Here is a 24,202-nt window from a genome sequence, read left to right as displayed (position 1 = left end):
CGGGGTTGAGCACGGCCGTTCAGGCGGGGTCGAGCACGCCCGTTCAGCCGGGGTTGAGCACGCTGCCGCTGACCAGCCGCAGCCCGCGCAGGAACTCCTGCCCGCTGGGCGCGAGTTCGGGCGCGGCCAGCCACTGGGCGGCGTAGCCGGCCAGCAGGGTCTGGTAGAAGGCGCCGCGGGCGATCTGCTCCTCGTCGTCCACCACCTCGGGCAGCCCCTGGAACAGCGCGGCGAGCCCCAGTCGGCCGTCCTTCTGCGCCCCCGCGAAGGCCTCCGCCAGTTCGGGGGCGTGCTCGACCTGGGCGAGCGCCTCGAACTGGGCCGCCCAGAGACCGCGGTGCTCGACGAAGACGTCCCGGAGGCCGTCCCAGACGGCGGCGAAGCGCTTCTCCGGATCGTCCGACACCTGGTTGGCGACGATCACGACCTCACCCAGGGCGGCACCCATCTCCCCGATCGCCTCGATCATCGCCGCGTTGAGCAGCGCGTCCTTCGAGCCGAAGTGGTAGCCGATCGCGGCCAGGCTGACACCGGAGGAGCTTGCGATGTCGCGGGCGGTGGTGCGCCCGTAGCCCTTCTCGTACAGGCAGCGCTTGGCGCCGGCCATCAGGTCTTCGCGGTTTCCCATGGCCTTGATCCTACGGAAGGACTGCACAGATGTCTTGCACGATCGTCTTGCACGTAAGTCTTGCACGTTCGATTTACACAAACGTACTAGACAAGCGTCTGACACGTCCGTACTGTCGTCCCCATGACCGCAACCACCGGCCGCGCGGGCCGTCGTGAATGGATCGGCCTGGCCGTCCTCCTGCTCCCGACCCTCGTCCTCTCCATGGACATGGGCGTGCTCTTCTTCGCCGTCCCGTTCATCTCCACCACGCTGGCGCCCAGCGGCACCCAGCAGCTGTGGATCATGGACATGTACTCGTTCCTGCTGGCCGGGCTGCTCATCACGATGGGCGCGCTGGGCGACCGGATCGGCCGCCGCCGGCTGCTGATGATCGGCGCCGCCGGCTTCATCGGCGCCTCGCTGCTGGCCGCCTGGTCGCACGACGCGGACCAGCTGATCGCGGCCCGGGCCCTGCTCGGCACCGCCGGGGCCACCGTGATGCCCTCCACCCTCGCGCTGATCCGCACCATGTTCCACGACCCCAAGCAGCGGCAGATCGCCCTCGGCGCCTGGGGCGGCATCCTCACCGCCGGGGCCACCCTCGGGCCGGTCGCCGGCGGCCTGCTGCTCGACCACTACTGGTGGGGCGCGGCCTTCCTGCCCGCCGTTCCGGTGATGGCCCTGGTGCTGCTGACCGCGCCCGTCCTGCTCCCCGAGTACCGCTCCCCGGCCCTCCCCCGGCCTTCGGCCGGGGGGACCTCCATCGGCCGCTTCGACCTGCTCGGCGCCGTGCTCTCGCTGGCCGCGATCCTGCCGCTCGTCTACGGCGTCAAGACCGTCGCCGTCGAGGGCTGGAGCCCGCTCCCCGCGGCCGCCGTCCCGGCCGGCCTGCTGCTCGCCGCCGCCTTCGTGTGGCGCCAGCGCACCGCCGCGCACCCGCTGATCGATCTGAGCCTGTTCCGGATCCGCACCTTCAGCGGCGCCATCAGCGTCAACACGATCGCGATGTTCGCGATGATGGGCTTCGCCCTCTTCACCTCGCAGTACCTGCAACTGGTCAAGGGCATGAGCCCGCTGACCGCCTCGCTCTGGTCGCTGGTGCCGAGCGTGGGCGTCGGCGCGGCGGTCGGGATCGGCTCGGCGCTGGCCGGCAAGGTCCGCCCGGCGGTGCTGATGGGCGGCGGGTTCCTGATCGGTGCGACGGGCTTCGCGCTGATGACGCAGGTCGGCGCGCACTCCCCGCTGGCGCTCGTCCTCACCGCGGCGGGCGTGCTGGCCGCCGGCACCGTCGGCACCATGACGATGACCGCCGAGATGGTCGTCTCGGCCGCCCCGGTCGAGCAGGCCGGCGCCGCCTCCGCCACTTCGGAGACCGCCGTCGAGCTCGGCAGCTCGCTCGGCATCGCCCTGCTCGGCGCGGCCGGCGCGGCGGTCTACCACCACCGGCTGGACGGCGCCCTCCCGGCGGGCGTCGACGGCGAAGCCGCCCGGACCGCCCAGGACACCCTCGGCGGCGCGGTCACCGTCGCCGCCCACCTGCCCGGCCGGCTCGGCGCCGACCTGCTGGAGACCACCCGCACCGCCTTCACCGACGGCCTGCACGTCGCCGCCGGCGTCGGCGGGGTGCTCGCCCTCGGCGCCGCGCTGCTGGCCTACCGCCTGCTGCGCCACCTCCCGGCCGCCGCCCCGGCCGCCGAGCCCGAGGCCGTCACCGTCTGACCGGCCCCGGCCCGATCCGCGCGAGTCGTCGAGAGCCCCCGCCCACTGGCGGGGGCTCTCCGCCGTTCCCGGGCCGGGCGGTCCCGGCCAGGGGCCCTTGCGCCCGGGCGACCCGGGGGCGGTCGCGGCCACGAGCGGTCCCGGCGGGCGACGTGATCGTCCACCCGCGGGTGGACGGCGGCAGCTCCACCCGCGGGTGCGTGTTCCGGCCGCCCGGCGGGAGGACCGTGGAGGGGTCCCTCCGACCGCTGGGAGCCGCCACATGTCCCTGTCCGCCCTCCTCTCCCTCCTCGGTGTCCTGTGCTGGGTCGCCTACGAGCTGCTGCTGCGCAGACGCGAGGACGCCGCCGCCGGTACCTGGCGCGCGGACCGCCGGGACCGCGGCTCGACCCGGCTGCTGCTCGGCTGCTACCTGGCGTCGGCGCTGGTCGTGGTGGTGTTCGACCGCGGCTCGATCGGCCGGCTGCCCGGCTGGGCAGGCTGGTTCGGCGTCGCGGTGGTCGCCGCCGGGCTCGCGCTGCGGGCCTGGGGCATGCGCACCCTGGGCGCGTACTACACCCGGACCCTGCGCACCGTGGACACCCAGCACGTCGTCCGCACCGGCCCGTACCGGCTGATCCGCCACCCCGGCTACGCCGGCAGCCTGCTGGTCTGGATCGGCTACGCCGCCGGCACCGGCAGCTGGGCGGCCGCCCTGGTGGTCGCGGCGCTGCTGTTCGCCGCGTACGGCTGGCGGATCGCCGCCGAGGAGCGGCTGCTGCTGGACTCGCTCGGGGCCGCGTACGCGGACTACCGCCGGATGTCGAAGCGACTCGTGCCGTTCGTCTACTGATCGCACCGGGACGGACCGAGGGCCGGGCGCCGCCACCAGGCAGCCGTCCCCGGCCCCGGCTCCGGCACCGGCCCCGGCAGCCGTCCCCGGTCTCGCGATCCGCTCGAACGGCACCTGGTTTTCGGCCAGCGTTTCCCGGCCGGTGTATCCGTTCGCCGTGAGGGCCAGGCATACTGGCCAGCACGGGCGCTAGCCCGCCATGACTCTAGACAAGAAGGGACCGGTGGCCAGGGATGCTGCGGAACGGTCTTGAGCCCTGGCACATCTTCGTGGTGCTGGCGGTCGTCATCCTGCTGTTCGGTTCGAAGAAGCTGCCCGAGATGGCCCGAGGCCTGGGCAAGTCGATGCGCATCCTGAAGGCCGAGACCAAGGCCATGCGCGAGGACGAGACCCCGGCGGACGCCGGCACCGCGCAGAGCACCGCCGCTCCCCAGCAGAGCGCGGACCGCCCGGCCGTCACGCCGACCAACGTGACCAAGGCGACCGAGACGAAGCGGCCCGAGACCGCCTGAGTCTCCCCTCTCCTCCGGAAAGCCCCTGGTGAACCCACCGGGGGCTTTCCGTCGTTCCGGGGCCGGGCCCGATTCGTCCGGACGGCGCAGGCGGACGGGCGCCCGGAGTCCCGTCGGCACAGGCTTGGCGAGATGTCCGAGAACTCGCCACCGCCCGCCGACGTCAGGGCCTGGTGCTGGCTGTTGCTGGCATTCACGCTGCTGATGGCCGGGTACTTCACGCTGCCCCTCGGATGGCTCGGCGACCGCCATCCGGTCATGAGCTGGACGGCCTTCGTGGCGGCACTGGGCGGGCTGACCTGGCTGATGCTGGCCAAGATCGTCGGGGTGCTCCGGGGGACGGCGAAGCGGCCGGTGGTCTGGCTGGTGTTCCTGATCGGACTGGCGGCGACCATCTTCTCGGCCACGTACTACGTGATGGGTGCCCACAAGGCGGAGTTCGCCGGGCTGGAGACACGGCTGGACGCGCTGTACTTCACGGTCGTGACGATGGCGACGGTGGGGTACGGGGACATCACGCCGGCCGGGCAGACGGCGCGGCTCATCGTGGTCCTGCAGATCCTCTACAACTTCGTGTTCCTGGCGGCCGCCGCCGGGGCGGCGTCCCGGGCGGTCCGCAGCAACGTGGAGCGGCGGATCCACAAGCCGGGCTGAGGCCCGACCGAGGCGGGACCGAGGCCGGGCGTGGCGCACAGGGTTGTCCACAGGGTGTGGACAACCCTGTGTCATCCCTTGGACGTGCCGATGACGCGGCAGCGGTCGCCCTCACCGAGGACCAGGGAGCCGATCGTCGGCACGGGCCCATTCTGGCGCAGCGTCAGCGGTGGGTGTCAGCGGCGGGCGTCAGTCGTCCTGGAGGTCCGCGGCGGTGTGCAGGGTGGCGAACAGGGCCGAGAGGCGGGCGTTCCAGTTGGCGTAGGTGGGCGCGTCGACGGCCCGCCTCCTGCCCAGGTCCTTGATCACCTTCTGGGCGCCCTTGAGCTCCTGCGCGGCGGCGTCCGGATCGCCCTCGTTGAGGCGGGCGGAGGCGGCGTCGAGGATCCTCAGCAGCTCCAACTGGTGGTCCCGGTCCTTGCCGACCTGGGTCTGGGCCACGGCCTGGCGGAAGGACTGGATCTGCAACGCCGCCGGCTGGTTGCGCGGGACGCCCTGGGTGGGCAGCGGGGCCGCCGACGGGGTGGCCGAGGAGGGGGACGCGGAGGGGACGGTCGCGGTGGACGGCGGGGCGGTGGTGGGCTTCGCGGCCGAGGTGGAGACCGCGCCCGGCTTGGCGGCCGCCGCGTTGCCCGCCGGCTCGTCGAAGGCGGTGAGGGCCAGGGCGGTGACGCCGGCCAGGGCCGCCACGCCCAGCGCGCCGAGCACCAGGGGCTTGCGGCGGCTGCCGCGGGCCGGAGCGGGCGCGGGAGCCGGGGGCGCGACCGCGATCGGCGCCATCACCGAGGTGGCGGCCGGGGGCTGGGGCGGCAGCAGGGTGGTGTGCTGCTGGTCGGGGTGCGACGGCTGTCCGCCGGGGTGCGGCGCCCCTGCGGGGTGCGCCGATGCGGCAGGATGCGGCGACGCACCGGGGTACGGCGACGCGCCGGGCGCGACCGGCGGGAGCACCTGGGTGGCGGCCGCGGTGGTCGCGAGGAGCTCGGCGGTCGGATCGCCCACGACCAACCCCGGTACCGTGCCGAGCAGTTCGGCCCGGGCGGCGGAGGCGTCGGCCGGGCGGGCGGCCGGGTCCTTGGCGAGCAGGCGCAGCACCACCGCGTCCAGGGCGGGCGGCAGGCCGGGGCGCCGCGCGGACGGCGGCAGGGGCTGCTCGCTGACGTGCTTGAAGGCGATCGCCACCGGGGTCTCGGCGGTGAACGGGGTCGCGCCGGTGAGCATCTCGGTGAGCACGCAGCCGACCGCGTACAGGTCGGTCCGTCCGTCCAGCGCCGAGGCGGTGGCCTGCTCGGGCGAGAGGTAGGCGGCCGTACCGAGCACGCTGGCGGTCTGCGTCAGGTTGCTGGAGGAACCGGCCCGGGCGATGCCGAAGTCGACGACCTTCACCCCGCCGTCGTCGGTGATCATGATGTTCCCGGGCTTGATGTCCCGGTGCACCAGCCCGGCCGCGTGCGCGACCGCCAGCGCCTCGCAGACCGCCGCCGCGATGCCGACCGCCCGTTCCACCGGCAGGGCGGGCTGCTGCGCCAGCACGGCCGCCAGCGAACGGCCGTTGACCAGCTCCATGACGATGAACGGGGTGCCCTGGTCCACGCCCGAGTCGAAGACCATGACGATCCTCGGGTGCACCAGCATCGCCGCGTGCTGCGCCTCGCGGCTGAAGCGCTCGGCGAAGCGGGGGTCGTCGGCGAGACCGCCGTTGAGGACCTTCACGGCCACCTGACGGCCCAGCACGTGGTCCACGCCGCGCCAGACGGTGGCCATGCCGCCGACGCCGAGCATCTCGACGAGTTCGTAACGCCCGTTCAGCGCCCGTCCGATCACCTGGAGCTCCCCTCACGTGCCCTGCCCGGGGTCCCGGACCGCCTCGTGCACCTGTGCACGATAGCCGTACGGCCTTGCGACCCGGCCGGGGGCGGAGGGTGGCGGTCGGGGGACCGGGCAGCGGTCCCCCGGCCGCCGGCGCGGGGGTGCGGCCCGCCCTGACTGCGGGAGGGCGGGCCGCACGTTCCGGACCGGCCGGGCCGGCGACGCGTCCGGGGGAACGCCTGCCGGTCCGGCCGGGGCCGGCCGGGTGGACGGTGGGCACGGGGGAGCCGACCGGCCACCCGGAGTCTTCGGGTGGTACTGCTTCCTGCTGGTAGCGACTGCGGGGCGGTACCGGGTGGTGCTCGGTGGAGCGGGTGCGTGGTGCGGGTGGTTCGTTCCGGGTGGGCGGCGAGCCCGGGGGGAGTCGCTCGCCGCCCACCCGGAGTTCAGGGGGTCACCGTCCGGACCACTGGTCGTTCCCGGAGCGGTCGGGTTTGCTCGGTCGGACGTCCGGCACGGTGGGTGCCGGCGGGGTCGGCAACGGCACTCCGGTCTTCCCCGGCTTGGTACCGCTGCCGCCGGTGTCCTGGCCGTTGCTGCCACCGCCGTCGGCGTTGCCGCCCCCGCCGTTCCTGCCGCCGTCGGCGTTTCCCTTGCCGAAACCGGAGCCCGAGCCGGAGCCCGTGCTCGGCGCGGCACCGGTCCGGGCGGGGTCGCGCGGCTGCGCGGTGGTGCCCTGGCGGTCCTCGTCCCCGGTGGCCAGCGCCTCGACACAGAAGTCCGCGACCCGGTCCGCACCCCCGGCCGCCGTGACCAGCGGGCCGTAGAGCGGATCGGTGGCCAGTTTGCCCGGGCGCTCGCCCTTGGCCGTCCGGTCGCCGAAGACGCGGCAGAGGCCGAGCAGCGCGGGCGAGGCGACCGGATGGTCACCGCGGCCCTCGGCCGACGGGTTGCCGGGGGTCGCGGTGCCGGACGGGGCGGCCGTCTGCGGGCCGGTGGAGGTGCCGCCGGACGGCCGGGCCGAGCCGGACGCCGGGGCGAACGGCGCACCGGCGGCCGGGGAACGGGCCGCCGACGCGCCCGGCGAGGTGCCGGAGGCGCCGCCCTGGGCCGCGAGCGCGTGCTCCGGCTCGGTCGGGCCGCCGCCCAGCGCGGACGGCAGGGTGCCGGTGCCGGCGGCGACCGCGACCCCGCACAGCGCGGTGGCGCCGAGCACGACGGCAACGGCCTTCGTGCTGAAGGCCCTGGCCAGCGCGGCGGTCGCCATCGGTCGTCTCCGGACGGGGGTCACTACGGGTGCGGGGGTGAGACTCGCCTCCCGGAACGCGGCCAGGGCGGCCTCCTCCCCGGCCAGTTCACCGGCCGTCGCGGGAGCGGCGGCCGCGGCGAGCACCCGGGCGAGCTGCCCGGGACCGCCGTCCGGTCCGGTGAGCGAGGCCTCCTGCCCGGCCGACGGGGCGGCCACGGCACCGCCGAGCAGCTGCTCGGCGGCATCACGGTCGATCCGACGGGATCGGTTGGTGCTCATCTCATGTCCTTCAGCGTCGCGGCCGGGCGTTCTGTCACACCCTGCGGAGAACTTTTTCTCGCGGGTTTCCCCGCGGGCTGCCCGGAGTCCTTGCCCGCGCTCCTTCCGGTGGTCCTCCCTGCGGTGCTTCCGGTGCTCCCGGTGCTCCCGGCGCTCCCCCCGGCCTGCCGGTCCCCCGCCGACCGGTCCGCCGCGGAGCCGCCCGCCGGCTCGACCGTCGCCCCGCCCGGCCGCGCCGACGGGATGCCGCCCGTCCTCCCCGGCGGGACCCCGCCCCCGGACGCGAAGGGCTGCTCCAGCAGCTTGGCCAGCCGCCGCAGCCCCCGGTGGGCGGCCATCCGGACGCTGCCGGCCCGCTTGCCGAGCACCCGGGCGGCGCTCTCCGCGTCCAGCTCCATGACCACCCGCAGCAGCACCGCCTCGGCCTGGTCGCGCGGCAGCCGGGAGATCAGCGCCAGCGCGTCGGCGGTGCCGACCGTGGTCAGCGCGGCGCCCGCGGTGTCGTCCCCCGCCGCCAGTTCGACGAGGTACTCGAAGGGCAGGTCGGCGACCGGACGGCGGCGGCGGGCACGCAGGTGGTCGAGCGCCCGGTGTCGGGCGACGGTGGCCGCCCAGCCGCGGAAGCCGTCCCCGTCGCCGGAGAAGCCCCGCAGGTCACGGGCGATCTGCAGCCAGGTCTCCGAGGCGATGTCCTCGGCATCCTGGACGTCCTCCGGCCGGCCGCCGACCAGCACCCGCAGGTAGCGCAGCAGGCCCGGCTGGACGGTCCGGAACAGCAGCCGGAAGGCCTCCTCGTCCCCGGCCTGCGCGGCGCGGACCGCCTCGGTCAGGTCCGCGGCAGCGGGGGCCGGTCCCGGTGGTGGGCCGGTGGTCGGTACTGGTCCGGACCGGCCGACGAGGCTGCCGGTGCCCGCTCCGGGGCGCTCTGCACTCTGCACCCGCCACATGATGCGCCATTCGGGCCGACGGCTCGGCGCCGGTCGGAGGACCGGCCCGCCCGGGGCGGAGGCCCCGGGCACCGCCGCCGGTCGGCCGCGGCCCGGGCGGGCCCTCCCCGCCTGCGTCGTCCGTGAGCGAAGCAGTCCGGGGCGCCACCGTGCCCCGGTTCGCCACGGCTCCGACCACGGGGACGCCACGAGGACCGCGCGGCGGACCCCGGGGCGGACCCCGGGGCGACGCCGGCGCCCGGACCGTCCCGGCCGGAGCCGCCCGGGGCTTCCTGCCCGCCGGGGACGAGCGGTCCGGCACCGTCCGCCGCCGGAGCAGCCCGGGCCGCGAACCGCGGGCCTCCCCGGCGCGCGGCCGGGAAACCGCAGGTCGGAGGCGGTGTCACGACGCGCACCATGACAACTGTCACGCGGATCCCGCAACGGACGGCACTGCTCTGACGGAGGGTCGGACGGAAAGACTGGAGGCACGACGCGGGCAGCAGCCCGCGGCCACCAGCCGGGGAGGAACCCACCGTGAGCCAGACCGTCAGCGCCGCCGCCGTCACCGCCACCGTGCGGATCACCACCGACGGCGCAGCCCCCGCCAAGGCCGCCAACCCGCTGCTCTCCGGCCTCCGCCCGCTCGCCCTCGACGTGGCCGCCCCGCTGGCCGGCTACTACCTGCTGCACTCGGCCTGCGGCCTGAGCGAGTTCGCCGCCCTGGCCTGGAGCAGCGCCTTCCCGGCCGTCCGCACCGTGGTCGGCCTGCTGCAGGAGCGGAAGCTCAACCTCTGGGCCGCGCTGATGCTGACCGTCAACCTGGCGGGCCTGGCCCTGACCTTCGTCACCGGTGACGCCCGGCTGATGATCGCCAAGGACGGCGCGCTGAGCGGCACCGTGGCGCTGGCGATCCTGGTCTCCGCGCTGATCGGCCGGCCGGTGATGAGCCCGATGCTGATGCCCTTCCTCACCGAGGGCAAGCGGGACCGCGCCGCCGCCTGGCAGCGGCTGGCCGAGGGCCGGGCGGCCGCGTCGCGGTCCTTCCGCCGGCACGAGCGCCTGTTCTCGGGCATCTGGGGCACCGCGCTGCTGGCCGAGTGCGTGGCCCGGGTGGTCGGCGCCTTCACCCTGCCGGTCTCGACCATGGCCTGGCTGTCCACCGTGTTCCTGATCGGCGCGATCGCGGCCGGCGCGCTGCTCGGCCGGATCGCCACCGAGCCGATGGAGAAGCTGGTCAGCGCCGAGGCCGAGGCCCCGACCGCCGCCTGAGCACGACCCCGACCGGCACCTGCGGACTCGAACAGCCAGGAACCATCCGGATCTCCCGGGAGTCCTTACATAACGAGGGGGTAACGGGACCCCCGATGAGGAAACGGGAGCCCCATGAACCGGACGACGGACGCGCTGACCACCATCGAGGACCGCACCCTCGTCTGGGACGGCTGCCTGAACGTCCGCGACCTGGGCGGGCTGCCCACCGCCTCCGGCCGGCTCACCGCCCGCCGCACACTGGTCCGGGCGGACAACCTGGACCGCCTCACCACCGAGGGCTGGGACGCCCTCCTCGACCACGGCGTCCGCACCGTGATCGACCTGCGCGACGCCGAGGAGTACAAGCCACTCCTCCCGCTCCCCGAGGGCATCGACCTGGTCCGCGTCCCGCTGGACGAACTCGCCGGCCCCGCCTGGTGGGAGGCCCACGGCCGACTGGACGGCACCCCGCTCGCGCTCCGCCCGTACCTGGACCACTGCCCGCACGCCGCCGCCGCGCTGATCGACGCGATCGCCGGCGCCCGCCCCGGCGGAGTGGTCGTGCACTGCGGCGCCGGCCGTGACCGCACCGGCCTCGCCGCCCTGCTGCTGCTCGCCCTGGCCGGGGTGGACCGGGCCGCGATCGTCGAGGACTACCTGCTGAGCGGCCCCAACGTGCGTCCGCTGTACGGGATGCTGGGCCTGCCCGATCCGTACCACCGCATCGACACGGTGCTCGCCGAGGCCGGCACCACCGCCGAGGCCGCCCTGGAGGCCGCGCTCGACGGCTTCGACCCGGCCGGCTACCTGCTCGCCGCCGGCGTCACGCCCGCCCGGATCGCCGCCGTCCGCGACCGGCTGCTGCCCGGCGCGTAGGACGGGTCGGCGGAACCTCCGCGACAATCGTCAACCGATGGTTGACGACCTTCGGGTCGACAACCTACGGTTGACGCATGGAGAATCCCGTTGTTCCCACCAGCACTCCGCTGCGCCTCGACGACCTGATCGCCGCGATCAAGCAGGTCCACCCCGACGCGCTGGACCAGCTCTCCGACGCGGTCATCGCCGCCGACCACCTCGGCGAACTCGCCGACCACCTGATCGGCCACTTCGTCGACCAGGCCCGGCGCTCCGGCGCCTCCTGGACCGACATCGGCCGCAGCATGGGCGTCAGCAAGCAGGCCGCCCAGAAGCGCTTCGTCCCCAAGGACCCGGCCACCCCGGCCGACCTCGACCCCAGCCAGGGGTTCAGCCGGTTCACCCCCCGGGCCCGCAGCGTCGTGGTGGCCTCGCAGGAGGAGGCCCGGAAGGCCGGCAACGCCGAGATCACCACGGAGCACCTGCTGCTCGGCCTGCTCGCCGAACCCGAGGGCATCGGGATGAAGGCGCTCGCCGCCCAGGGCGTCACTCCGGAGGCCCTGCGGGCGGCGGCCGCCGCCGCCCTGCCGGCCGGCGTCGACGAGCTGCCCGCGCTGATCCCCTTCGACGCCGGGAGCAAGAAGGCCCTGGAACTGACCTTCCGCGAGGCGCTCAAGCTCGGGCACAACTACGTCGGCACCGAGCACATCCTGCTCGCGCTGCTGGAGCAGGACGACCGCCGGGGCGTCCTCACCGCACTGGAGGTGGACAAGTCCGAGGCGGAGACCTTCGTCTCGGAGGCCATCGCCGCCCTCATCGCCGCCCGCACCGCGGAGTCCGGGCAGCAGGGCTGAGGACCCGCGCCGTACTCCGGGCAGAACTCCCGCCCGGGGCAAGGCACTTCGCGCTAGAAGCCGGAGACGTGGGTGGTGACGATCCGGACCCGGCCGTCCCCGGCCGCCTCCAGCGCCGCCCGCAGCCGGGCCGAACGGGCCGGGCCGAGCAGTTCCAGCGCCTCCTCGACCGGCGCCCACCGGTGGGCGTCCAGCTCGCCGGCCGGGACGGTCACGGGGGTGCCGTCCGGGACGGTGCCGAAGTCGAACATGAAGTGCTCGGCGGGGTGGTCGAGTTCGCCCGACGGGTGGGTCCAGGAGATGGCCAGCAGCTCGCCCGCCTCCCGGACCAGGCCGGTCTCCTCCTCCAGCTCCCGCACGGCGCACTCGACCGGGCCCTCGCCGAGGTCGATCGTGCCTCCGGGGAACTGCCAGTGCTCGCGGTACCCGGCCTTCACGATCAGGACCCGGCCGGACTCGTCCCGCAGCAGGCAGCCCGCCGCCGCGTAGATCCGGGGCAGGGACGCCAGCCATTCCTCACGGGACTTCAAGGGCTCGGCCGTCACGGGGCTCCTCCTGGGGTGGGGCGGATGGGTTCGACGCCCCCACTCTGCCACCGGAGTTCGGGGCGGGCCGGTCCGCGCCGATCCGGGCCACACCGATCCGATCAGCACCGATCCGGGCCACAGCGATGAGTCGGCGCCGTCGCGGCGGTCCAACCGGTATGACGACCACCACCGGAAGCACCACGGGAACCGCCACCGGGGCCACCACCGGGGCCACCGACGGCACCACACCGAGCACGGCCGTACTGACCTGCGACCTGGGCGCACTGACCGCCCCCGACCTGGCCGTCGTGGACGCGCTCGCCCGCTTGCGGCTCGCCGCCGGCCGGCACGGGATCGGCGTGGTGCTGCTGAACACGAGCGGCCCGCTGCGGGACCTGCTCGCGTTCAGCGGGCTCGCGGCGCTGCTGCCGGGCGCGGCCGATCCGCTCGCCCCGGACGGGCTACTCGGCGTCCGGCCGTCCGAGGCCCGACCCGCCCCCGCCCGACTGCCCGGCGTCCAGCCGGGCCGGCAGGCCGAACAGCGGGAAGAGCACGTCCGTGTCGAGGAAGTTGGTGAACCCGGCGATCCGGCCCGCTGACACCTCCGGCACGATCAGCGCCCACGGCTCGTGCCCGCCCGCCGGACTCGGCCGGTACTGGGCGAAGGCCGGGCCGCCGTTGGCCGTCACCGGGATCAGCCGGGAGCCGCGGCAGCCGCTCCCGGGGCCGAGCATCCAGGCCCGGAGCTCGTCCTGCCCCTGCAGCCACATCGCGAACGGCGGCATGTTGAGCGTGACGTCCTCGTGCAGCAGCGCGGTCAGGCCGTCCATGTCGTAGGCCTCGAAGGCGCGGACGTAGCGCTCCAGCAGCGCCCGGTGGTCCTCGTCCAGGGGGGCGGCCGGCCGGGCGGGCCGGGCGTCCGCGGCGAGCACCGCGCGGGCGCGCTGCAGCGCGCTGTTGACCGAGGCCACCGTGACGCCGAGGAGTTCGGCCACCTCGGCGGCCTTCCAGCCGAGCACCTCGCGCAGGATCAGCACCGCGCGCTGCCGGGGCGCGAGCCGCTGCAGCACGGCCACGAAGGCCAGCTTCACCGACTCGCGCTGGGCGGCCACCTCGGCCGGGTCCTCCGTCTCGGGCAGCACCCGGCCGTCCGGGGCGGGGCCGATCCAGGTCACCTCCGGCAGTTGGGTGTCGTGTGCCGCGGCGACCGTGACCGGGCCCGCCAGGTCCATCGGACGGGCCCGGGCGTTGCGGCCGTTCAGCGCGTCCAGGCAGACGTTGGTGGCGATGCGGTACAGCCAGGAGCGCAGCGCGGCCCGGCCCTCGAAGCCCCGGTGCCCGCGCCAGGCCCGGACCATGGTCTCCTGCACCGCGTCCTCGGCCTCGAAGACCGAGCCGAGCATCCGGTAGCAGTAGCCGGTGAGTTCGGTCCGGTACCGCTCCAGTTGGAGCTCGACCGGCTCCTGCGTGATCGCGTCGGCCATGGTGCGCCCCCGTCGTCCTGCCGTGCCCTGGTGAACGGGACGAACCTAGCGCAGAGCACCGACGGCCCGGCCCGTCGCCGCCGTTCGGCTCACTGCGTCCCGCACACCTGGCCGGAGCCGAAGCCGGTGGTCACCGGCTTCCACAGGGTGGGGAACTCCTGACCGGTGATGCCGGTCGGGTCGAGCCCGACGACCACGGTGCGGGAGAGGTCGCGGGTGGCGAGGACGCCGCTGCTGTGACCGGGGCGAGCACCGTTCTCGCTCCGGACCTCGGTGCCGTTCGGGAGTCGGACCGCTGTCCGGCGAGCCGCCCGATCGGCGGTGACTCCGACGGGAGATCGCCTTCGGGAGGTCTACCGGCGACGGCATCCGGGAACTCCCCCGAACCGGCCCGGAGATGATCCCTGGCCCGATTCCCGAGACGAACCCCGAGAACGCCCCTGACCGCGCGTCGGGGGCGGGCGCCGGTGCTTCGGCGCCCGCCCCTCGACGGGAGCTGCGTGTCGGGCGGCGGCTCAGTGGGCGGAGTGCTTCTCCGCGCCGCGGTGCCGGTGCCCCTTGAGCTCGGTGTGCATCGCCGGAGCGGCGTGCGCGGCAGCGGCGGGCGTGTCGCGTCCGCCGTGGCGGAACGCCTCGCCGGTGCCGTACCCGGCGCCGGTGGCGGACATCGCGCCGGTGCGCAGCTTCGGCGCGATCCGGGTGGGTGGGTTCGCCATGCCGCGGCGTTCCAGCAGTTCCTGAGTGCCTCGGCGGAGCTGGGCGGTGCTGCCCGGTGTTCGCTTGGTCATCGTCGGCCTCCCTTCGGCGGTCACCGGCCGGACGGATGTCGACCGGAGGGGCCGCGCGGGCGTTATGTCCGGATTTTATCCGGCCGGCGCGCCCGCGCCACCGGGCGGGCCCGGGCGGGACGCGAGCGGGGCACCCGCCTCAGCCCATGACCTCGTGGACGAAGCACCAGCGCCAGTCCTCCCCCGGCTCGTACGAGCGGATCACCGGGTGGGAGGTGTTGTGGAAGTGCGCGGTGGCGTGCCGCTGCGGCGAGAAGTCGCAGCAGCCGATGTGGCCGCAGTCCAGGCAGATCCGCAGGTGCACCCAGTCCCGGCGGCCCTGCGCCAGGCAGTCGGCGCAGCCGTCGGCGGGCGGGAGGGGCTCGATGTCCTGAGGGGCCAGAGCGAGGTCTTCGCAGGCACTCATGAGTGCAGGCTAAGCCGCCCCGGGCCGTCCCGCCCGCCCACCGTCCGCTCTCCCCGGCCCGCCCACCCTCCGCTCTCCCCGGCCCGCTCGCCGCCGCTCACCGTCGGCCTGATCAGTCGCAGCGTCGGCCGCCCCGGCACGTCAACCCGGGCCACCCGGTCGTCCGACCCGCCCGGGAGACCCGCCCGGGAGACCCGCCCGGGAGGCGTGACCGGCGGCACGACCGGCGGCACGGCCGCCCCTACGGCGGGCCCTCCGGCGTCTCCGCTCCGCGCCCGCGGACGACATGGGAGCATGCCATCCGTGGCGATCGTGACGGGGAGAACGAACGGCGACACCGACGGGGGCGACACCGGCGGTGCGTCCGCGCGACGGGACGGCGTGGCGGGAGCGGTGGGCCGCGGCTCGACGGACGTCCGTACCGCGGACGTCCGTACCGCGGGCAGCGGCACCGCGGGCAGCGGCACCGCGGGCGACGGCACCGTCGGCACACCCGGGCAGGCCGGCCCCGGCCGGTCCCCGGCCCATCCGGCGCCCGCCACCGGCCGGCTCCGGCAGCCCGTCGCGCTGATCCGGCTGCTCGGCGGCCTGTTCGCGATCGCCCTCACCCTGCTGCTCGCCGACTACGCCCGCGCCACCACCGGCGGCATCGCCGCCGACGTCGCCGAGGCCGCCGCCCTGGTGCCGCGGCCGCTGGCGGGCCTGGCCGGTGGGCTGACCACCGCCGCCGTCCTGCTGCTGCCGGTCGGCCTCGCCGTCCGCCGCCTGCTCGGACCCGACCGGCGCCGCGCCCTCCAGCAGGTCTCCGACGGGCTGCTCGCCGCCGTCATCGCGTACGGCGCCACCCTCGGCACGGACCTGTGGGCCGACGGCCTCGCCCCGAGCTCACTGCTCACCGCGCTCACCCAGCCGCTGCCGGGCGACGTCCTCGGGCACACCGAACCGGTCTACGGCTACCTCGCCCCGGTCCTCGCCTTCATGACCGCCTCGGGCAGCCGCGAACGCCGCCTGCCCTGGACCGTCCTCGCCCTCTACGGCCTCGCCGGACTGGCCGGCGGCTTCGCCACCCCCACCGCGCTGCTGCTCGGCCTGCTGATCGGCTGGACCGGCGCCCACGGCACCCTGTACGCCGTCGGCACCCCCGACCCCCGCCCCCTGCCCGGCGAGGTCCTGCGCGCCCTGCGCGAGAGCGGCCTGCGCCCGGTCGAGGCCCACCCGACCGGGCCCGACCGCTACCGGGTCCGGCAGGCCGACGACCGCCCCGACCTCGACGTCCAGCTCCTCGACCGGCAGGCGGTCACCGCCGCCGCCGTCCGGCGCGCCTGGCGCCGGCTGCGCCTGCGCACCGCCCCCGACCCCCGGGTCCTGCGCTCCCCGCGCACCGGGCTGGAGCACGAGGCCCTGGTCACCTACGCGGCGCTGGCCGCCGGCGTCCGCACCCGCGGCATCGCCGCCACCGCCGGCCTCGGCCTGGACACCGCCCTCATCGCGTACGAGCGGCTGGCCGGCCGCACCCTGGACCAGCTCGCCGACGAGGAGATCACCGACGGGCTGCTCACCGCGGCCTGGGGCCAGCTCGCCCTGCTCCAGCGCAGCGAGATCGCCCACCGCGCCCTCGTCCCCTCCTCCCTGCTGGTCGACGACTCGGGTGCGGTGCACCTGGTCGACTTCGCCGACGGCGACATCGCCGCCACCGAACTCGTCCTGCGCTGCGACATCGCCCAGCTCCTCACCACCCTCGCCCTGCGCACCGGCGCCGCCCGCTCCGTCCGCACCGCCACCGCCGTCCTCGGCCCCGATCCCGTCGGCGCGGCCCTCCCCCTCCTCCAGCCCATCGCCCTCACCCACACCACCCGCCGCGCCCTCAAGCGCCACCCGGGACCCACCGGCGCACCGGCCGGCGCCGTCCCCGCGCCCCGGACCGGGGCCGCCGACGGGCCCGCCACCGTCGCCCCCGACAGCCCGAGCGAGGACAACCCCGCCCCCGTACCCGGCGGGCTGCTGGAGGAGATCCGGGCGGAGGTGCTGCGGGCGCGGCCCCAGGTGGTGGGGCGCCCGGTGCGGCTGGAGCGGGTGCGGCCGCGGACGCTGCTGGCCGTGGTGGGCGGGGTGGTGGCCGGGTGGCTGCTGATCCCGCAGCTGTTCGCGGCGGAGGACAACCCGGTCTCCGCCCTGGCGGACGCCGATCCGTGGTGGCTGCTGCTGGCACTGGCCGCGGCGGCGGCGAGCCACGTGGCGGCGGCGATGGGCTTCGTCGGCTTCGTGCCGGAGCGGCTGGACTTCCGCAACGCGGTGCTGGCGCAGGTGGCCGGGTCCTTCGTGAAGCTGGTGTCGCCCGGCGGGGTCGGCGGGGTCGCGCTGAACACCCGCCTGCTGCAGCGGGCCGGGGTCCCGACGGCGCAGGCGCTGTCCAGCGTCGGCGTGGGGACGATGATCGGACTGGTGCTGCACCTGCTGCAGCTGGGGGCCTTCGTCTACCTGCTGGACCTGCAGCCGGGCGGCTCGGAGCTGGACGCGCTGCCCGCCGTGGTGGGTGGGCTGGCGGGGGCGGCGGCGCTGCTGGCGGTGGTCTGGGCGATCCCGGTGGCCCGGCGCTGGCTGGCGGCCCGGCTGCGGCCGTTGACCACCGAGGTGCTGCCCCGGCTGCTGGACCTGCTGCGCAGCCCGACCCGGCTGGCGGTCGGGGTGACCGGGCAGCTGATGGTGTCGATCTGCCTGATCTCCTGCCTGTACTGCTGTGCCCGGGCGATCGGCCGGGAGCCGTCCTTCGCCTCGGTCGCGGTGGTGTTCCTGGTGGGCAACGCGGCGGGCAGCGCGGCGCCGACCCCGGGCGGGGCCGGCGCGGTGGACGGGGCGCTGATCACGCTGCTGCAGCAGACCGCGTCGATGGAGAAGGGCGGCGCGTTGGCGGCGGTGACGCTGTACCGGCTGCTGACGCTGATCCTGCCGGTGCTGCCGGGCTGGGCGGCGATGGCCTGGCTGCAGCGCCGCCGCGCGCTGTGAGCCGTCAGCCGTCAGCCGTCAGCCGTCAGCTGAGCGGACCGGCGCGCGGGCCGGCTCACTCCCGGTACTCGTCCTCGTCGAGCTGGACGACCCTGGACTGTTCCGCGACGTCGGCGACGTCGGTGGCCGGGTCGGCGCCGAGGGCGCGACGCTCGGCGACCTCGTCGTACTCGTCGTGTTCGTCGGCCCCGGACGCCTCCTCGTCGGACTCGACGGTCTCGGCGGTCTCGTCGATCAGGTATTCCTCGTGATCCTGCGGCATGGCGTCCGTCCTCACTGTTCGGAGGCTCCCACGGGCCCGGGTGGCGGTACTGGCAGTATCCGCCGCCCGCCGCCCGGACGCGAAGCGCCCGGGTCGCCCCGGCGTGTTGCCGGAAGCCCCGGGCCGCCCGGCCCGACCCCTCGACCCGCCCCGTGGAACGCGCGGCCGACGACCCGCCGGGCGGGGCACCGCACGCGGCACCGGCCGGTGGCCCGCGCGGAACGCCGCCCAGGCCGCCGGGGGTACGATCGGTGCCGTACAAGGGCTTACCCACACCCACCCGGTGGCCCCGAGGCCCATACGAACGACGGGGAAATCATGTCCGGCTCGCACTACTTCACCGGTGCACCCGAGGTCGCCAGCGACCGCCGGCCGATCACGGTCTCCCTGCCGGACCTGACCCTGGAACTGACCACCGACGCCGGGGTGTTCTCCCGTGACCGGCTCGACCCGGGCACCCGGATCCTGCTGGAGAACGCCCCCCAGCCGCGGGTGCGCGGCCCGATCCTGGACGTCGGCTGCGGCTACGGCCCGATCGCGCTCACCTGGGCGACCCGGCGCAAGCGCCTGCCGGTCTGGGCGGTGGACGTCAACGAGCGCGCCCTGGAGCTGGTGCGGCTGAACGCCGGGGCGCTGGGACTGGGCAACGTCCAGGCGGCGCTGCCCGACGACGTCCCGGAGGACGTCCGGTTCGCGACGATCTACTCCAACCCGCCGATCCGGATCGGCAAGGCGGCACTGCGCCGCCTGCTGACGCACTGGCTCGGCCGGCTGACCCCGGACGGTTCGGCGTTCCTGGTGGTGCAGAAGCACCTGGGCTCGGACTCGCTGCAGAAGTGGCTGAACGACCAGGGCTACCCGACGACCCGGGTCACGTCGGTCAACGGGTTCCGGATTCTGGAAGCGCGGCCCCGTCCCGAGGTGGGCGAGGGCTCGGAGAATGGACGAGGTACGACGTCGTGAAGCAGCTGCGCGGGACCGAACTGAAGCGTCTGCACCGCTCGTGGCGGCGCAGCAACGAGTTCCGGCTCGCGATGATCCTGGAGAACCTGCAGTCGCCGTTCAACGTCGGCTCGGTGGTCCGGACCGGTGCGGCGATGGGCGCCGAGAAGCTGTACCTGGCCGGGGACACCCCGTCGGTGCGCTCGTCCGGCGCGCAGAAGGCCGCGATGGGCACCGACAAGTACCTGAAGGTGGAGCACTTCCCGACCATCGCCGAGGCGGTGGCGGCGGCGAAGGCGGACGGCTTCAAGGTGGTCGGCCTGGAGCTGGCGGACGAGGCGGTGCCGATGTTCGCCGCCGAGCTGACCCCGGCGGTGGCGTTCGTGCTCGGGCACGAGGACCGCGGGATCACGCCCGAGGCGCTGGCGCTCTGCGACCAGGTGGTGTTCGTGCCGCAGCTGGGCCGGGTCGGCTCGCTGAACGTGTCGGCGGCCGCGACGGTGGCCTGCTACGAGGCGCGCCGGCAGGGGTACGCGATCAGCGGCACCCCGGACGGCGACCTGGGGAACGACCTCGGCGGCGACGAGGACTGAAGCGGGTGAACGCCGGGAGGGGGTGCCGAAAGGCACCCCCTCCCGGCGTTTCCGCTCGGAAACCCCCGCGCATCTCTGCCGAACGGCACATGTGCGGACGGCGCCCGTGCGAAGTGCCGGCGGCCCGCCGGCCTTGCCGCCCCTCGCACCACCCCGGGCCTCCCCGTCCTGCTGCTCTCCCAGTGCGTCGAGTCCCTCTACGCCCGCGAACTGCTCGCCGGGAGCGTTCGTGACGGCTGGTTCCGTGCCGTGCTCCGTGATGCCGTTGTGCCTGATCTGAGTACGTGCAGCTCGTCAAGGTCCGACACCCGATGTCACCTCGTCCAGAGGCGTCCGGCCGCACACCGGCAGCACACCGGCCGCACATGGCCGCATTGAGGCTACCGGTGCGGCCAACACGTGGCAGGTGGGCACTCCACAACCGGCACCCGTGAAGCCGTCCGCGTGGATCAGCTCCGCCCGCGCAGCCGCCTCCCCACCTGCACTCCGCAGGTCCCCCGGGGTGCGGGATGTGCCGATCGGCCGGGCGGGCGGGTTGACGGGCATGTGAGAGGTCGCCCGGTCGAACGGTCGTGGTGGCGGGGGCGCGTGCGGTTCTCCCCGCTGTTCGTGGCCGGGGTCGGGGCGGCGCTCCGCGGGTGTCGGGCCGGGGATGACTCCGTTGCCGGTCGACCGCAGTTGTTCGAGTTCCTTGCGCAGGGCCCGGTTCTCTTCCCGCACCCCTTCGAGTTGTCGGCACAGCTCATGGTGGTCGGGGCAGGAGTCCCCCCGGCGTCGGCGGCCTTCCCGGCGATCGGGGCCCGGGAAGGGGTCCGAGGCTTCCGCGGCCCGGGGGGCCGCCCTGGGGGAGGGGACTGCGCGGGCGGCGGGGCGGCTCCCTTCCGTCGCACCCGCACCCGCACCCGCACCCGTGCCCGTGCCTGCCCTGCGGCCGAAGCGCCGCCAGAGCTCCTCCTCGTCGTCCGCCCGCATCCGGAAGGCGCTGGCGAACAGCTGCAGGGTGTCGGCGGAGAGCGACTCGCCGCGCAGGGCGCGGGACACCCGGTCGCGCAGGGCCCGGGCCGTGTCGCGGTCGTCGGGCACCTCGCCCTGGGACCACAGCCATTTCGCCAGGACCCGGGCAACCGCGGCCTGGTGCAGCCGGCCGGGCACGCTGCGGTCCACGAACCGGAGCCACACCGACCGGTACTCGAGCCGCGTGGTCAGCAGCGCCGCGAGATGGCTGCCGGCCGCGAGCGTCGCCGCTTCCGCGCGGCGAGATCGTGAAGCCATCGCCATGATCCTCCCCACCCATGGGGCGCGCCCCACCGGGCGCGGCCTGTTCGCCCCGTCCGTCCGTAATTCGGACCCAGCTGCCTCCCTCAGGAAGGCTTGGTGACGGTGCGACATAAGCGCGACATTGAGGCCCTACATTCCTCTCGCATCGGGCATTGGTCCAGACCATATTTAATCACCCGAACGATCTCCATCCTTGTGCTGCCGCCCGAAGTGCCCTTGCAGCAACGGGCCCTTCGTCATCCCCAGGAGCCCGCCATCAGACCGTCGACCAGTGCCCTCACCGTCCTCGATCTCCTGGAGGCGAGGGCCCGGCTGCACCCCGACTCCGTTGCCGTCACGGTGCGCGACGGCTCCGCCGTCACCTACCGGCAGTGGTCCGAGCAGGCCCGCACCGCGGCTGGCGGCCTCCTCGCCGCCGGGGTCCGTCCCGGCGACCGCGTCGCCCTGCGGTTCCCCAACCGGCAGTGGGACCGGTACGCCGTGGCCTGTCTGGCCGTCCACTACGCGTGCGCCACGGCCGTCCCGATGCGCGAGGACCTCGCCGACGCGGAGGCCCTCGCCCTGGCGGAACTGTGCGGGGTCGGGCTGGTCCTGCGGGCGGAGGGCAGCGCGCCGCTGCCGGGGTTCGACGACCTCACCCTCGACCGGGCCGCGGCCGCTGCCGACCCCGCGGCCCCGCTCCCCACCCGGCCCGCGCCCCACGACCCCGCCCAGGTGATCGGCACCTCCGGCACGACTGGCGCGGCCAAGGGCGTGCTGGCCAGCCACGCCAACCTGACCAGCGGGTGCAGCCTCACCCCGAGGCCTCGGCCCTACGCCCACTCCAAGCACGCCGTGCACGCCTTCCCGATCGGGACGAACGCCGGCCAGATGATGCTGATCGGCGCCCTCACCGGGGCGCCCACCACGGTCGTCCTGCCGCGCTTCGACGCCGAAGAGTTCGCCGAGACAGTCGAGACCCTCCGTGTCGGCACCGCCTTCCTGGTCCCGTCGATGGCCGTCGAACTCCTCAACTCGGGCGTGCTCGCCCGCCGGGACCTGTCGTGCCTGCGGCTGCTGAGCTCCTCGGCCGCCGCCCTGCCACCGACGATCGCGACCGCCCTCGCCGCCGCCCTGCCGACCACCACCCTGGTGAACGTCTACACCTCCGCCGAAGCCGTGCCCGCCCAGGTGTCGACCGTCGTCGACCCTTCCCGCCCCGGCTCGCTGGGTCGGCCCGCCGACCCGGCCGACCTGCGGATCCTCGCCGAGGACGGAACTCCGGCCGCCCCCGGGCAGACCGGCGAGGTGTGGCTGCGCCAGCCCGGCCCGGCCCGCAGCTACATCGGGGACGCGGCCGCCTCCGCGAAGGCCTTCCGCGACGGCTGGGTGCGGATGGGCGACCTGGGGAGCCTGGACGCGGACGGCTACCTGTACCTCGCCGACCGCGAGAGCGACATCATCAAATCCGGTGCCCTGAAGGTCTCCACGCTGCGGATCGAGGACGCCCTGCACGAGCACCCGCAGGTCGCCGACGCCGCGGCGCTCGGCGTGCCGCACCCGGTGATGGGGTCGGCGCCCGTGGCCGTGGTCGTCCCCGGGGCCGGGGGCGTGGACCTGGACGCCCTGCGGGTCTTCCTCGCCCGGCGGCTGAGCCGACCGGAGATACCGCTTCGGATCCTGCTGGCCGAGGACCTGCCACGCAACGCCACGGGCAAGGTGGTCAAGCACCGCCTCCGGCCGCTCTTCGACGCCCCCGCCGCCCCGGCGGCCGCTGACCGGCGACCCGGCACCGCCACCGAGCTGTGCATCGCCACAGCGTGGAAGCGCGTCATCAACCACGACGTGCGGGACGTGGCCGAGGAGTTCTTCGCCGTGGGCGGGGACTCGTTCCGGGCTGTCCAGCTCGCCGCCGCCCTGTCCGAGGAGTTCGACCTCCCCGTCGGCGCCGGGGTGATCTTCGAGAACCCGTCGCTGCGCGCCCAGGCCGGATGGATCGAATCCGCCCGGACCGCGAACTCCGCGCCGGAGGCCGCGCCCGCCGGAACGGAGACCGTCAGCCCGTTCCTGGCGTCCCTGCGGGCACAGCCGCACGACCTCCCGCTCACCGCGCAGCAGGAGAACTTCCTGCGCTGGATGGCGGAGGCGCCCGGCCGGGACGCCGGCTCGGTCACCGCGCTGTTCCGCGTCACCGACGACCTCGACGCGCCCGCCTTGGCCGAGGCCGTACGGGCGGTGGCCGACCGGCACCCCGCCCTGCGCTCCCGGTTCGTCCCCGCCCCCGGGGAACCCGGCACCGTCCGGCTCGTCGAGGACCCGCGGGCCCGGGTCCGCACCGTCCACACGGAGCTGCCCGGCGCGAACGACGCGGACGTCGACGCCGTGCTGATCACCGAACGGGACCGGCTCACCGACCTGGCCACCGACCCGCTCACCCGGCTGCTGGTGGTCTCCCGTGACCGGCAGGACCACGTCGTGCTGCTGGCGGTGCACCACATGGTGGTGGACGGATGGTCGATGGGCGTCCTGCTGCACGAGATCGCCCTCGCCTACAGCGCGATCCGCCGCGGACGGCCCGTCCGGCTCCCCGAACCGGTCCTCGGCTACCGGGAGTTGGCCAGCTGGGCGGTCGACCGCTGGCCCGCCGCGCGAACGCACTTCGGCCGCGCGCTGGCGGACGCCCCCGCATCGGTGACGCCGTTCCCCGGCCGCCGTGCGGTGGAGCGGGTGCTCACCCGGGGCCACCCGTTCCGGATACCCACCGCGCAGGCCGACGGACTGCGGCGGCTCGCCGCCGAGCTGCGGGCCACCCCGTTCATGGTGGTCGCCGCGCTGTGGACCTCGGTGCTCGCCCGCCGAAGCGGCGCCGAGGACCTGGTCATGATGACCCCCGTCCCCGGCCGCACCCACCCCGAGGCCGAGCGGGTGGTCGGCTGCTTCGTCCAGTCCCTGCTGCTGCGGGTGGATTGCGCCGGGTCCCCCGGCTTCGCCGAACAGGTGGAGCGCGTCCGGCTCGCCGCGACCGCCGCGCTCGACCACCAGCTCTACCCGTTCGCCGAGTTCAGTCCGGCCGTTCCCTTCGCGGCCTGGTTCCGCTACGAGAACTGGGCCGCCCCCGCTCACCTGCCCGGCCTGGCCTGCGAACCGCGGGACCTGCCGCGCGGCAGCACCGTGCCGTGGCCCATGCCCGGCGGCGACCACGGCGTACCCGAACTGACCGTGGTCGAACAGCCTGACGGCGGCCTCGCCTGCTGGCTCCAGTTCAACGCGCTCGCCTTCGACCCCGCCGACATCGCCGCCCTCGCCACGGACTTCACCGACGCCGTCGCAGCAGCCCTCCACTGAACCGACCGCCCCGCGCAACCGACGCCCGCGGTGCGGTCCCCC

The 24,202-nt window shown here is 75.1% G+C and carries 21 protein-coding genes and 1 pseudogene; 12 read left to right on the top strand and 10 right to left on the bottom strand.

Translation table 11 applies throughout. The annotated features are described in order from the left end of the window. Positions 1–43 precede the first annotated feature (43 nt). Positions 44–628, bottom strand: coding sequence for a TetR/AcrR family transcriptional regulator (locus tag AB0Q99_RS14205; RefSeq protein ID WP_363571407.1), 585 nt, complete (start codon positions 626–628; stop codon positions 44–46). A gap of 123 nt (positions 629–751) precedes the next feature. Here AB0Q99_RS14205 and AB0Q99_RS14200 point away from each other — a divergent pair, with 123 nt between their 5' ends. The 4 genes from AB0Q99_RS14200 to AB0Q99_RS14185 all read left to right on the top strand — a co-directional run bounded on the left by AB0Q99_RS14200 (position 752) and on the right by AB0Q99_RS14185 (position 4,327). After that, on the top strand, positions 752–2,329 hold the full coding sequence (locus tag AB0Q99_RS14200; protein WP_363571405.1) for an MFS transporter: 1,578 nt from the start codon (positions 752–754) through the stop codon (positions 2,327–2,329). Between the two features lie 262 nt (positions 2,330–2,591). Then, a complete protein-coding gene (locus AB0Q99_RS14195) occupies positions 2,592–3,161 on the top strand; it encodes an isoprenylcysteine carboxylmethyltransferase family protein (RefSeq protein WP_363571403.1) in 570 nt (189 codons plus the stop codon). A 233-nt stretch (positions 3,162–3,394) separates the two neighbouring features. Beyond that, positions 3,395–3,673 (top strand): Sec-independent protein translocase subunit TatA, encoded by a 279-nt coding sequence (gene tatA, locus AB0Q99_RS14190; RefSeq protein ID WP_363571401.1) that lies wholly within the window; start codon positions 3,395–3,397, stop codon positions 3,671–3,673. A 132-nt stretch (positions 3,674–3,805) separates the two neighbouring features. Beyond that, on the top strand, positions 3,806–4,327 hold the full coding sequence (locus AB0Q99_RS14185; protein ID WP_363571399.1) for an ion channel: 522 nt from the start codon (positions 3,806–3,808) through the stop codon (positions 4,325–4,327). Between the two features lie 189 nt (positions 4,328–4,516). Here the strand turns inward: AB0Q99_RS14185 and AB0Q99_RS14180 are convergent, their stop codons facing one another. The 3 genes from AB0Q99_RS14180 to AB0Q99_RS14170 form a co-directional block, all read right to left on the bottom strand. Then, complete coding sequence (locus AB0Q99_RS14180) at positions 4,517–6,148, bottom strand: protein kinase (RefSeq protein WP_363571397.1); 1,632 nt, start codon at positions 6,146–6,148, stop codon at positions 4,517–4,519. A gap of 439 nt (positions 6,149–6,587) precedes the next feature. Continuing rightward, entirely contained in the window at positions 6,588–7,661 is a 1,074-nt protein-coding gene (locus AB0Q99_RS14175; RefSeq protein WP_363571395.1) for a hypothetical protein, read from the bottom strand. Then, the gene (locus tag AB0Q99_RS14170; RefSeq protein ID WP_363571673.1) at positions 7,658–8,491 is read right to left on the bottom strand and encodes an RNA polymerase sigma factor; all 834 of its coding nucleotides are present in this window, start codon (positions 8,489–8,491) and stop codon (positions 7,658–7,660) included. Before AB0Q99_RS14170 ends, AB0Q99_RS14175 begins: the two co-directional genes overlap by 4 nt. Positions 8,492–9,124: 633 nt before the next feature. Here AB0Q99_RS14170 and AB0Q99_RS14165 point away from each other — a divergent pair. The 3 genes from AB0Q99_RS14165 (at position 9,125) to AB0Q99_RS14155 (ending at position 11,553) form a co-directional block, all read left to right on the top strand. Then, positions 9,125–9,859, top strand: coding sequence for a VC0807 family protein (locus tag AB0Q99_RS14165; RefSeq protein ID WP_363571393.1), 735 nt, complete (start codon positions 9,125–9,127; stop codon positions 9,857–9,859). Between the two features lie 114 nt (positions 9,860–9,973). Further along, the gene (locus AB0Q99_RS14160) at positions 9,974–10,717 is read left to right on the top strand and encodes a tyrosine-protein phosphatase (RefSeq protein ID WP_363571391.1); all 744 of its coding nucleotides are present in this window, start codon (positions 9,974–9,976) and stop codon (positions 10,715–10,717) included. Positions 10,718–10,794: 77 nt separating this feature from the next. Further along, the gene (locus AB0Q99_RS14155) at positions 10,795–11,553 is read left to right on the top strand and encodes a Clp protease N-terminal domain-containing protein (RefSeq protein WP_363571389.1); all 759 of its coding nucleotides are present in this window, start codon (positions 10,795–10,797) and stop codon (positions 11,551–11,553) included. A 53-nt stretch (positions 11,554–11,606) separates the two neighbouring features. Here AB0Q99_RS14155 and AB0Q99_RS14150 read toward each other — a convergent pair whose 3' ends face one another. The 4 genes from AB0Q99_RS14150 to AB0Q99_RS14135 form a co-directional block, all read right to left on the bottom strand. Continuing rightward, positions 11,607–12,098 carry an NUDIX hydrolase gene (locus tag AB0Q99_RS14150; RefSeq protein ID WP_363571388.1) on the bottom strand — a complete coding sequence of 164 codons (492 nt, stop codon included), beginning with the start codon at positions 12,096–12,098 and terminating at the stop codon, positions 11,607–11,609. A 443-nt stretch (positions 12,099–12,541) separates the two neighbouring features. Then, on the bottom strand, positions 12,542–13,564 hold the full coding sequence (locus tag AB0Q99_RS14145) for a sigma-70 family RNA polymerase sigma factor (protein ID WP_363571386.1): 1,023 nt from the start codon (positions 13,562–13,564) through the stop codon (positions 12,542–12,544). Positions 13,565–14,079: 515 nt separating this feature from the next. After that, positions 14,080–14,352 (bottom strand): hypothetical protein, encoded by a 273-nt coding sequence (locus AB0Q99_RS14140; RefSeq protein ID WP_363571384.1) that lies wholly within the window; start codon positions 14,350–14,352, stop codon positions 14,080–14,082. A gap of 139 nt (positions 14,353–14,491) precedes the next feature. Then, positions 14,492–14,758, bottom strand: a complete 267-nt coding sequence (locus tag AB0Q99_RS14135; RefSeq protein WP_363571382.1) for a UBP-type zinc finger domain-containing protein — start codon at positions 14,756–14,758, stop codon at positions 14,492–14,494. Positions 14,759–15,061: 303 nt separating this feature from the next. Here AB0Q99_RS14135 and AB0Q99_RS14130 point away from each other — a divergent pair, with 303 nt between their 5' ends. Then, complete coding sequence (locus AB0Q99_RS14130; RefSeq protein WP_363571380.1) at positions 15,062–17,761, top strand: lysylphosphatidylglycerol synthase domain-containing protein; 2,700 nt, start codon at positions 15,062–15,064, stop codon at positions 17,759–17,761. A gap of 55 nt (positions 17,762–17,816) precedes the next feature. On the opposite strand, the gene AB0Q99_RS14125 is transcribed toward AB0Q99_RS14130, so the two are convergent. Continuing rightward, on the bottom strand, positions 17,817–18,023 hold the full coding sequence (locus tag AB0Q99_RS14125) for a hypothetical protein (protein ID WP_363571379.1): 207 nt from the start codon (positions 18,021–18,023) through the stop codon (positions 17,817–17,819). Positions 18,024–18,341: 318 nt separating this feature from the next. Here AB0Q99_RS14125 and AB0Q99_RS14120 point away from each other — a divergent pair, with 318 nt between their 5' ends. From AB0Q99_RS14120 to AB0Q99_RS14110, 3 genes and pseudogenes are all read left to right on the top strand, one after another. Next, entirely contained in the window at positions 18,342–18,986 is a 645-nt protein-coding gene (locus AB0Q99_RS14120) for a methyltransferase (protein WP_363571377.1), read from the top strand. Continuing rightward, the gene (locus AB0Q99_RS14115) at positions 18,983–19,558 is read left to right on the top strand and encodes a TrmH family RNA methyltransferase (RefSeq protein ID WP_363571375.1); all 576 of its coding nucleotides are present in this window, start codon (positions 18,983–18,985) and stop codon (positions 19,556–19,558) included. Before AB0Q99_RS14120 ends, AB0Q99_RS14115 begins: the two co-directional genes overlap by 4 nt. Positions 19,559–19,690: 132 nt before the next feature. Further along, positions 19,691–19,777 (top strand): annotated as a pseudogene (locus AB0Q99_RS14110) (DNA-binding response regulator); the annotation flags it as partial. Positions 19,778–19,852: 75 nt separating this feature from the next. Here the strand turns inward: AB0Q99_RS14110 and AB0Q99_RS14105 are convergent. Beyond that, entirely contained in the window at positions 19,853–20,830 is a 978-nt protein-coding gene (locus tag AB0Q99_RS14105) for a hypothetical protein (RefSeq protein WP_363571373.1), read from the bottom strand. Between the two features lie 216 nt (positions 20,831–21,046). On the opposite strand from AB0Q99_RS14105, the gene AB0Q99_RS14100 reads away from it, so the two are divergent. Beyond that, positions 21,047–24,160, top strand: coding sequence for an AMP-binding protein (locus AB0Q99_RS14100; protein ID WP_363571371.1), 3,114 nt, complete (start codon positions 21,047–21,049; stop codon positions 24,158–24,160). The last annotated feature ends 42 nt before the right edge of the window (positions 24,161–24,202 follow it).

Origin of the sequence: Kitasatospora sp. NPDC086791, from assembly GCF_040685975.1 — a bacterium.
GTDB lineage: Bacteria > Actinomycetota > Actinomycetes > Streptomycetales > Streptomycetaceae > Kitasatospora.
This window is presented reverse-complemented; position numbering and strand designations above follow the sequence as displayed.

Bases quoted from the DNA above. Each gene is read 5' to 3' on its own strand.
- AB0Q99_RS14200 (WP_363571405.1), top strand. From the start codon at position 752: ATGACCGCAACCACCGGCCGCGCGGGCCGTCGTGAATGGATCGGCCTG.
- AB0Q99_RS14135 (WP_363571382.1), bottom strand. From the start codon at position 14,758: ATGAGTGCCTGCGAAGACCTCGCTCTGGCCCCTCAGGACATCGAGCCC.
- AB0Q99_RS14145 (WP_363571386.1), bottom strand. From the start codon at position 13,564: ATGGCCGACGCGATCACGCAGGAGCCGGTCGAGCTCCAACTGGAGCGG.
- AB0Q99_RS14120 (WP_363571377.1), top strand. From the start codon at position 18,342: ATGTCCGGCTCGCACTACTTCACCGGTGCACCCGAGGTCGCCAGCGAC.
- AB0Q99_RS14105 (WP_363571373.1), bottom strand. From the start codon at position 20,830: ATGGCTTCACGATCTCGCCGCGCGGAAGCGGCGACGCTCGCGGCCGGC.
- tatA (WP_363571401.1), top strand. From the start codon at position 3,395: ATGCTGCGGAACGGTCTTGAGCCCTGGCACATCTTCGTGGTGCTGGCG.
- AB0Q99_RS14160 (WP_363571391.1), top strand. From the start codon at position 9,974: ATGAACCGGACGACGGACGCGCTGACCACCATCGAGGACCGCACCCTC.
- AB0Q99_RS14125 (WP_363571379.1), bottom strand. From the start codon at position 18,023: ATGCCGCAGGATCACGAGGAATACCTGATCGACGAGACCGCCGAGACC.
- AB0Q99_RS14175 (WP_363571395.1), bottom strand. From the start codon at position 7,661: ATGAGCACCAACCGATCCCGTCGGATCGACCGTGATGCCGCCGAGCAG.
- AB0Q99_RS14155 (WP_363571389.1), top strand. From the start codon at position 10,795: ATGGAGAATCCCGTTGTTCCCACCAGCACTCCGCTGCGCCTCGACGAC.
- AB0Q99_RS14185 (WP_363571399.1), top strand. From the start codon at position 3,806: ATGTCCGAGAACTCGCCACCGCCCGCCGACGTCAGGGCCTGGTGCTGG.
- AB0Q99_RS14205 (WP_363571407.1), bottom strand. From the start codon at position 628: ATGGGAAACCGCGAAGACCTGATGGCCGGCGCCAAGCGCTGCCTGTAC.
- AB0Q99_RS14195 (WP_363571403.1), top strand. From the start codon at position 2,592: ATGTCCCTGTCCGCCCTCCTCTCCCTCCTCGGTGTCCTGTGCTGGGTC.
- AB0Q99_RS14140 (WP_363571384.1), bottom strand. From the start codon at position 14,352: ATGACCAAGCGAACACCGGGCAGCACCGCCCAGCTCCGCCGAGGCACT.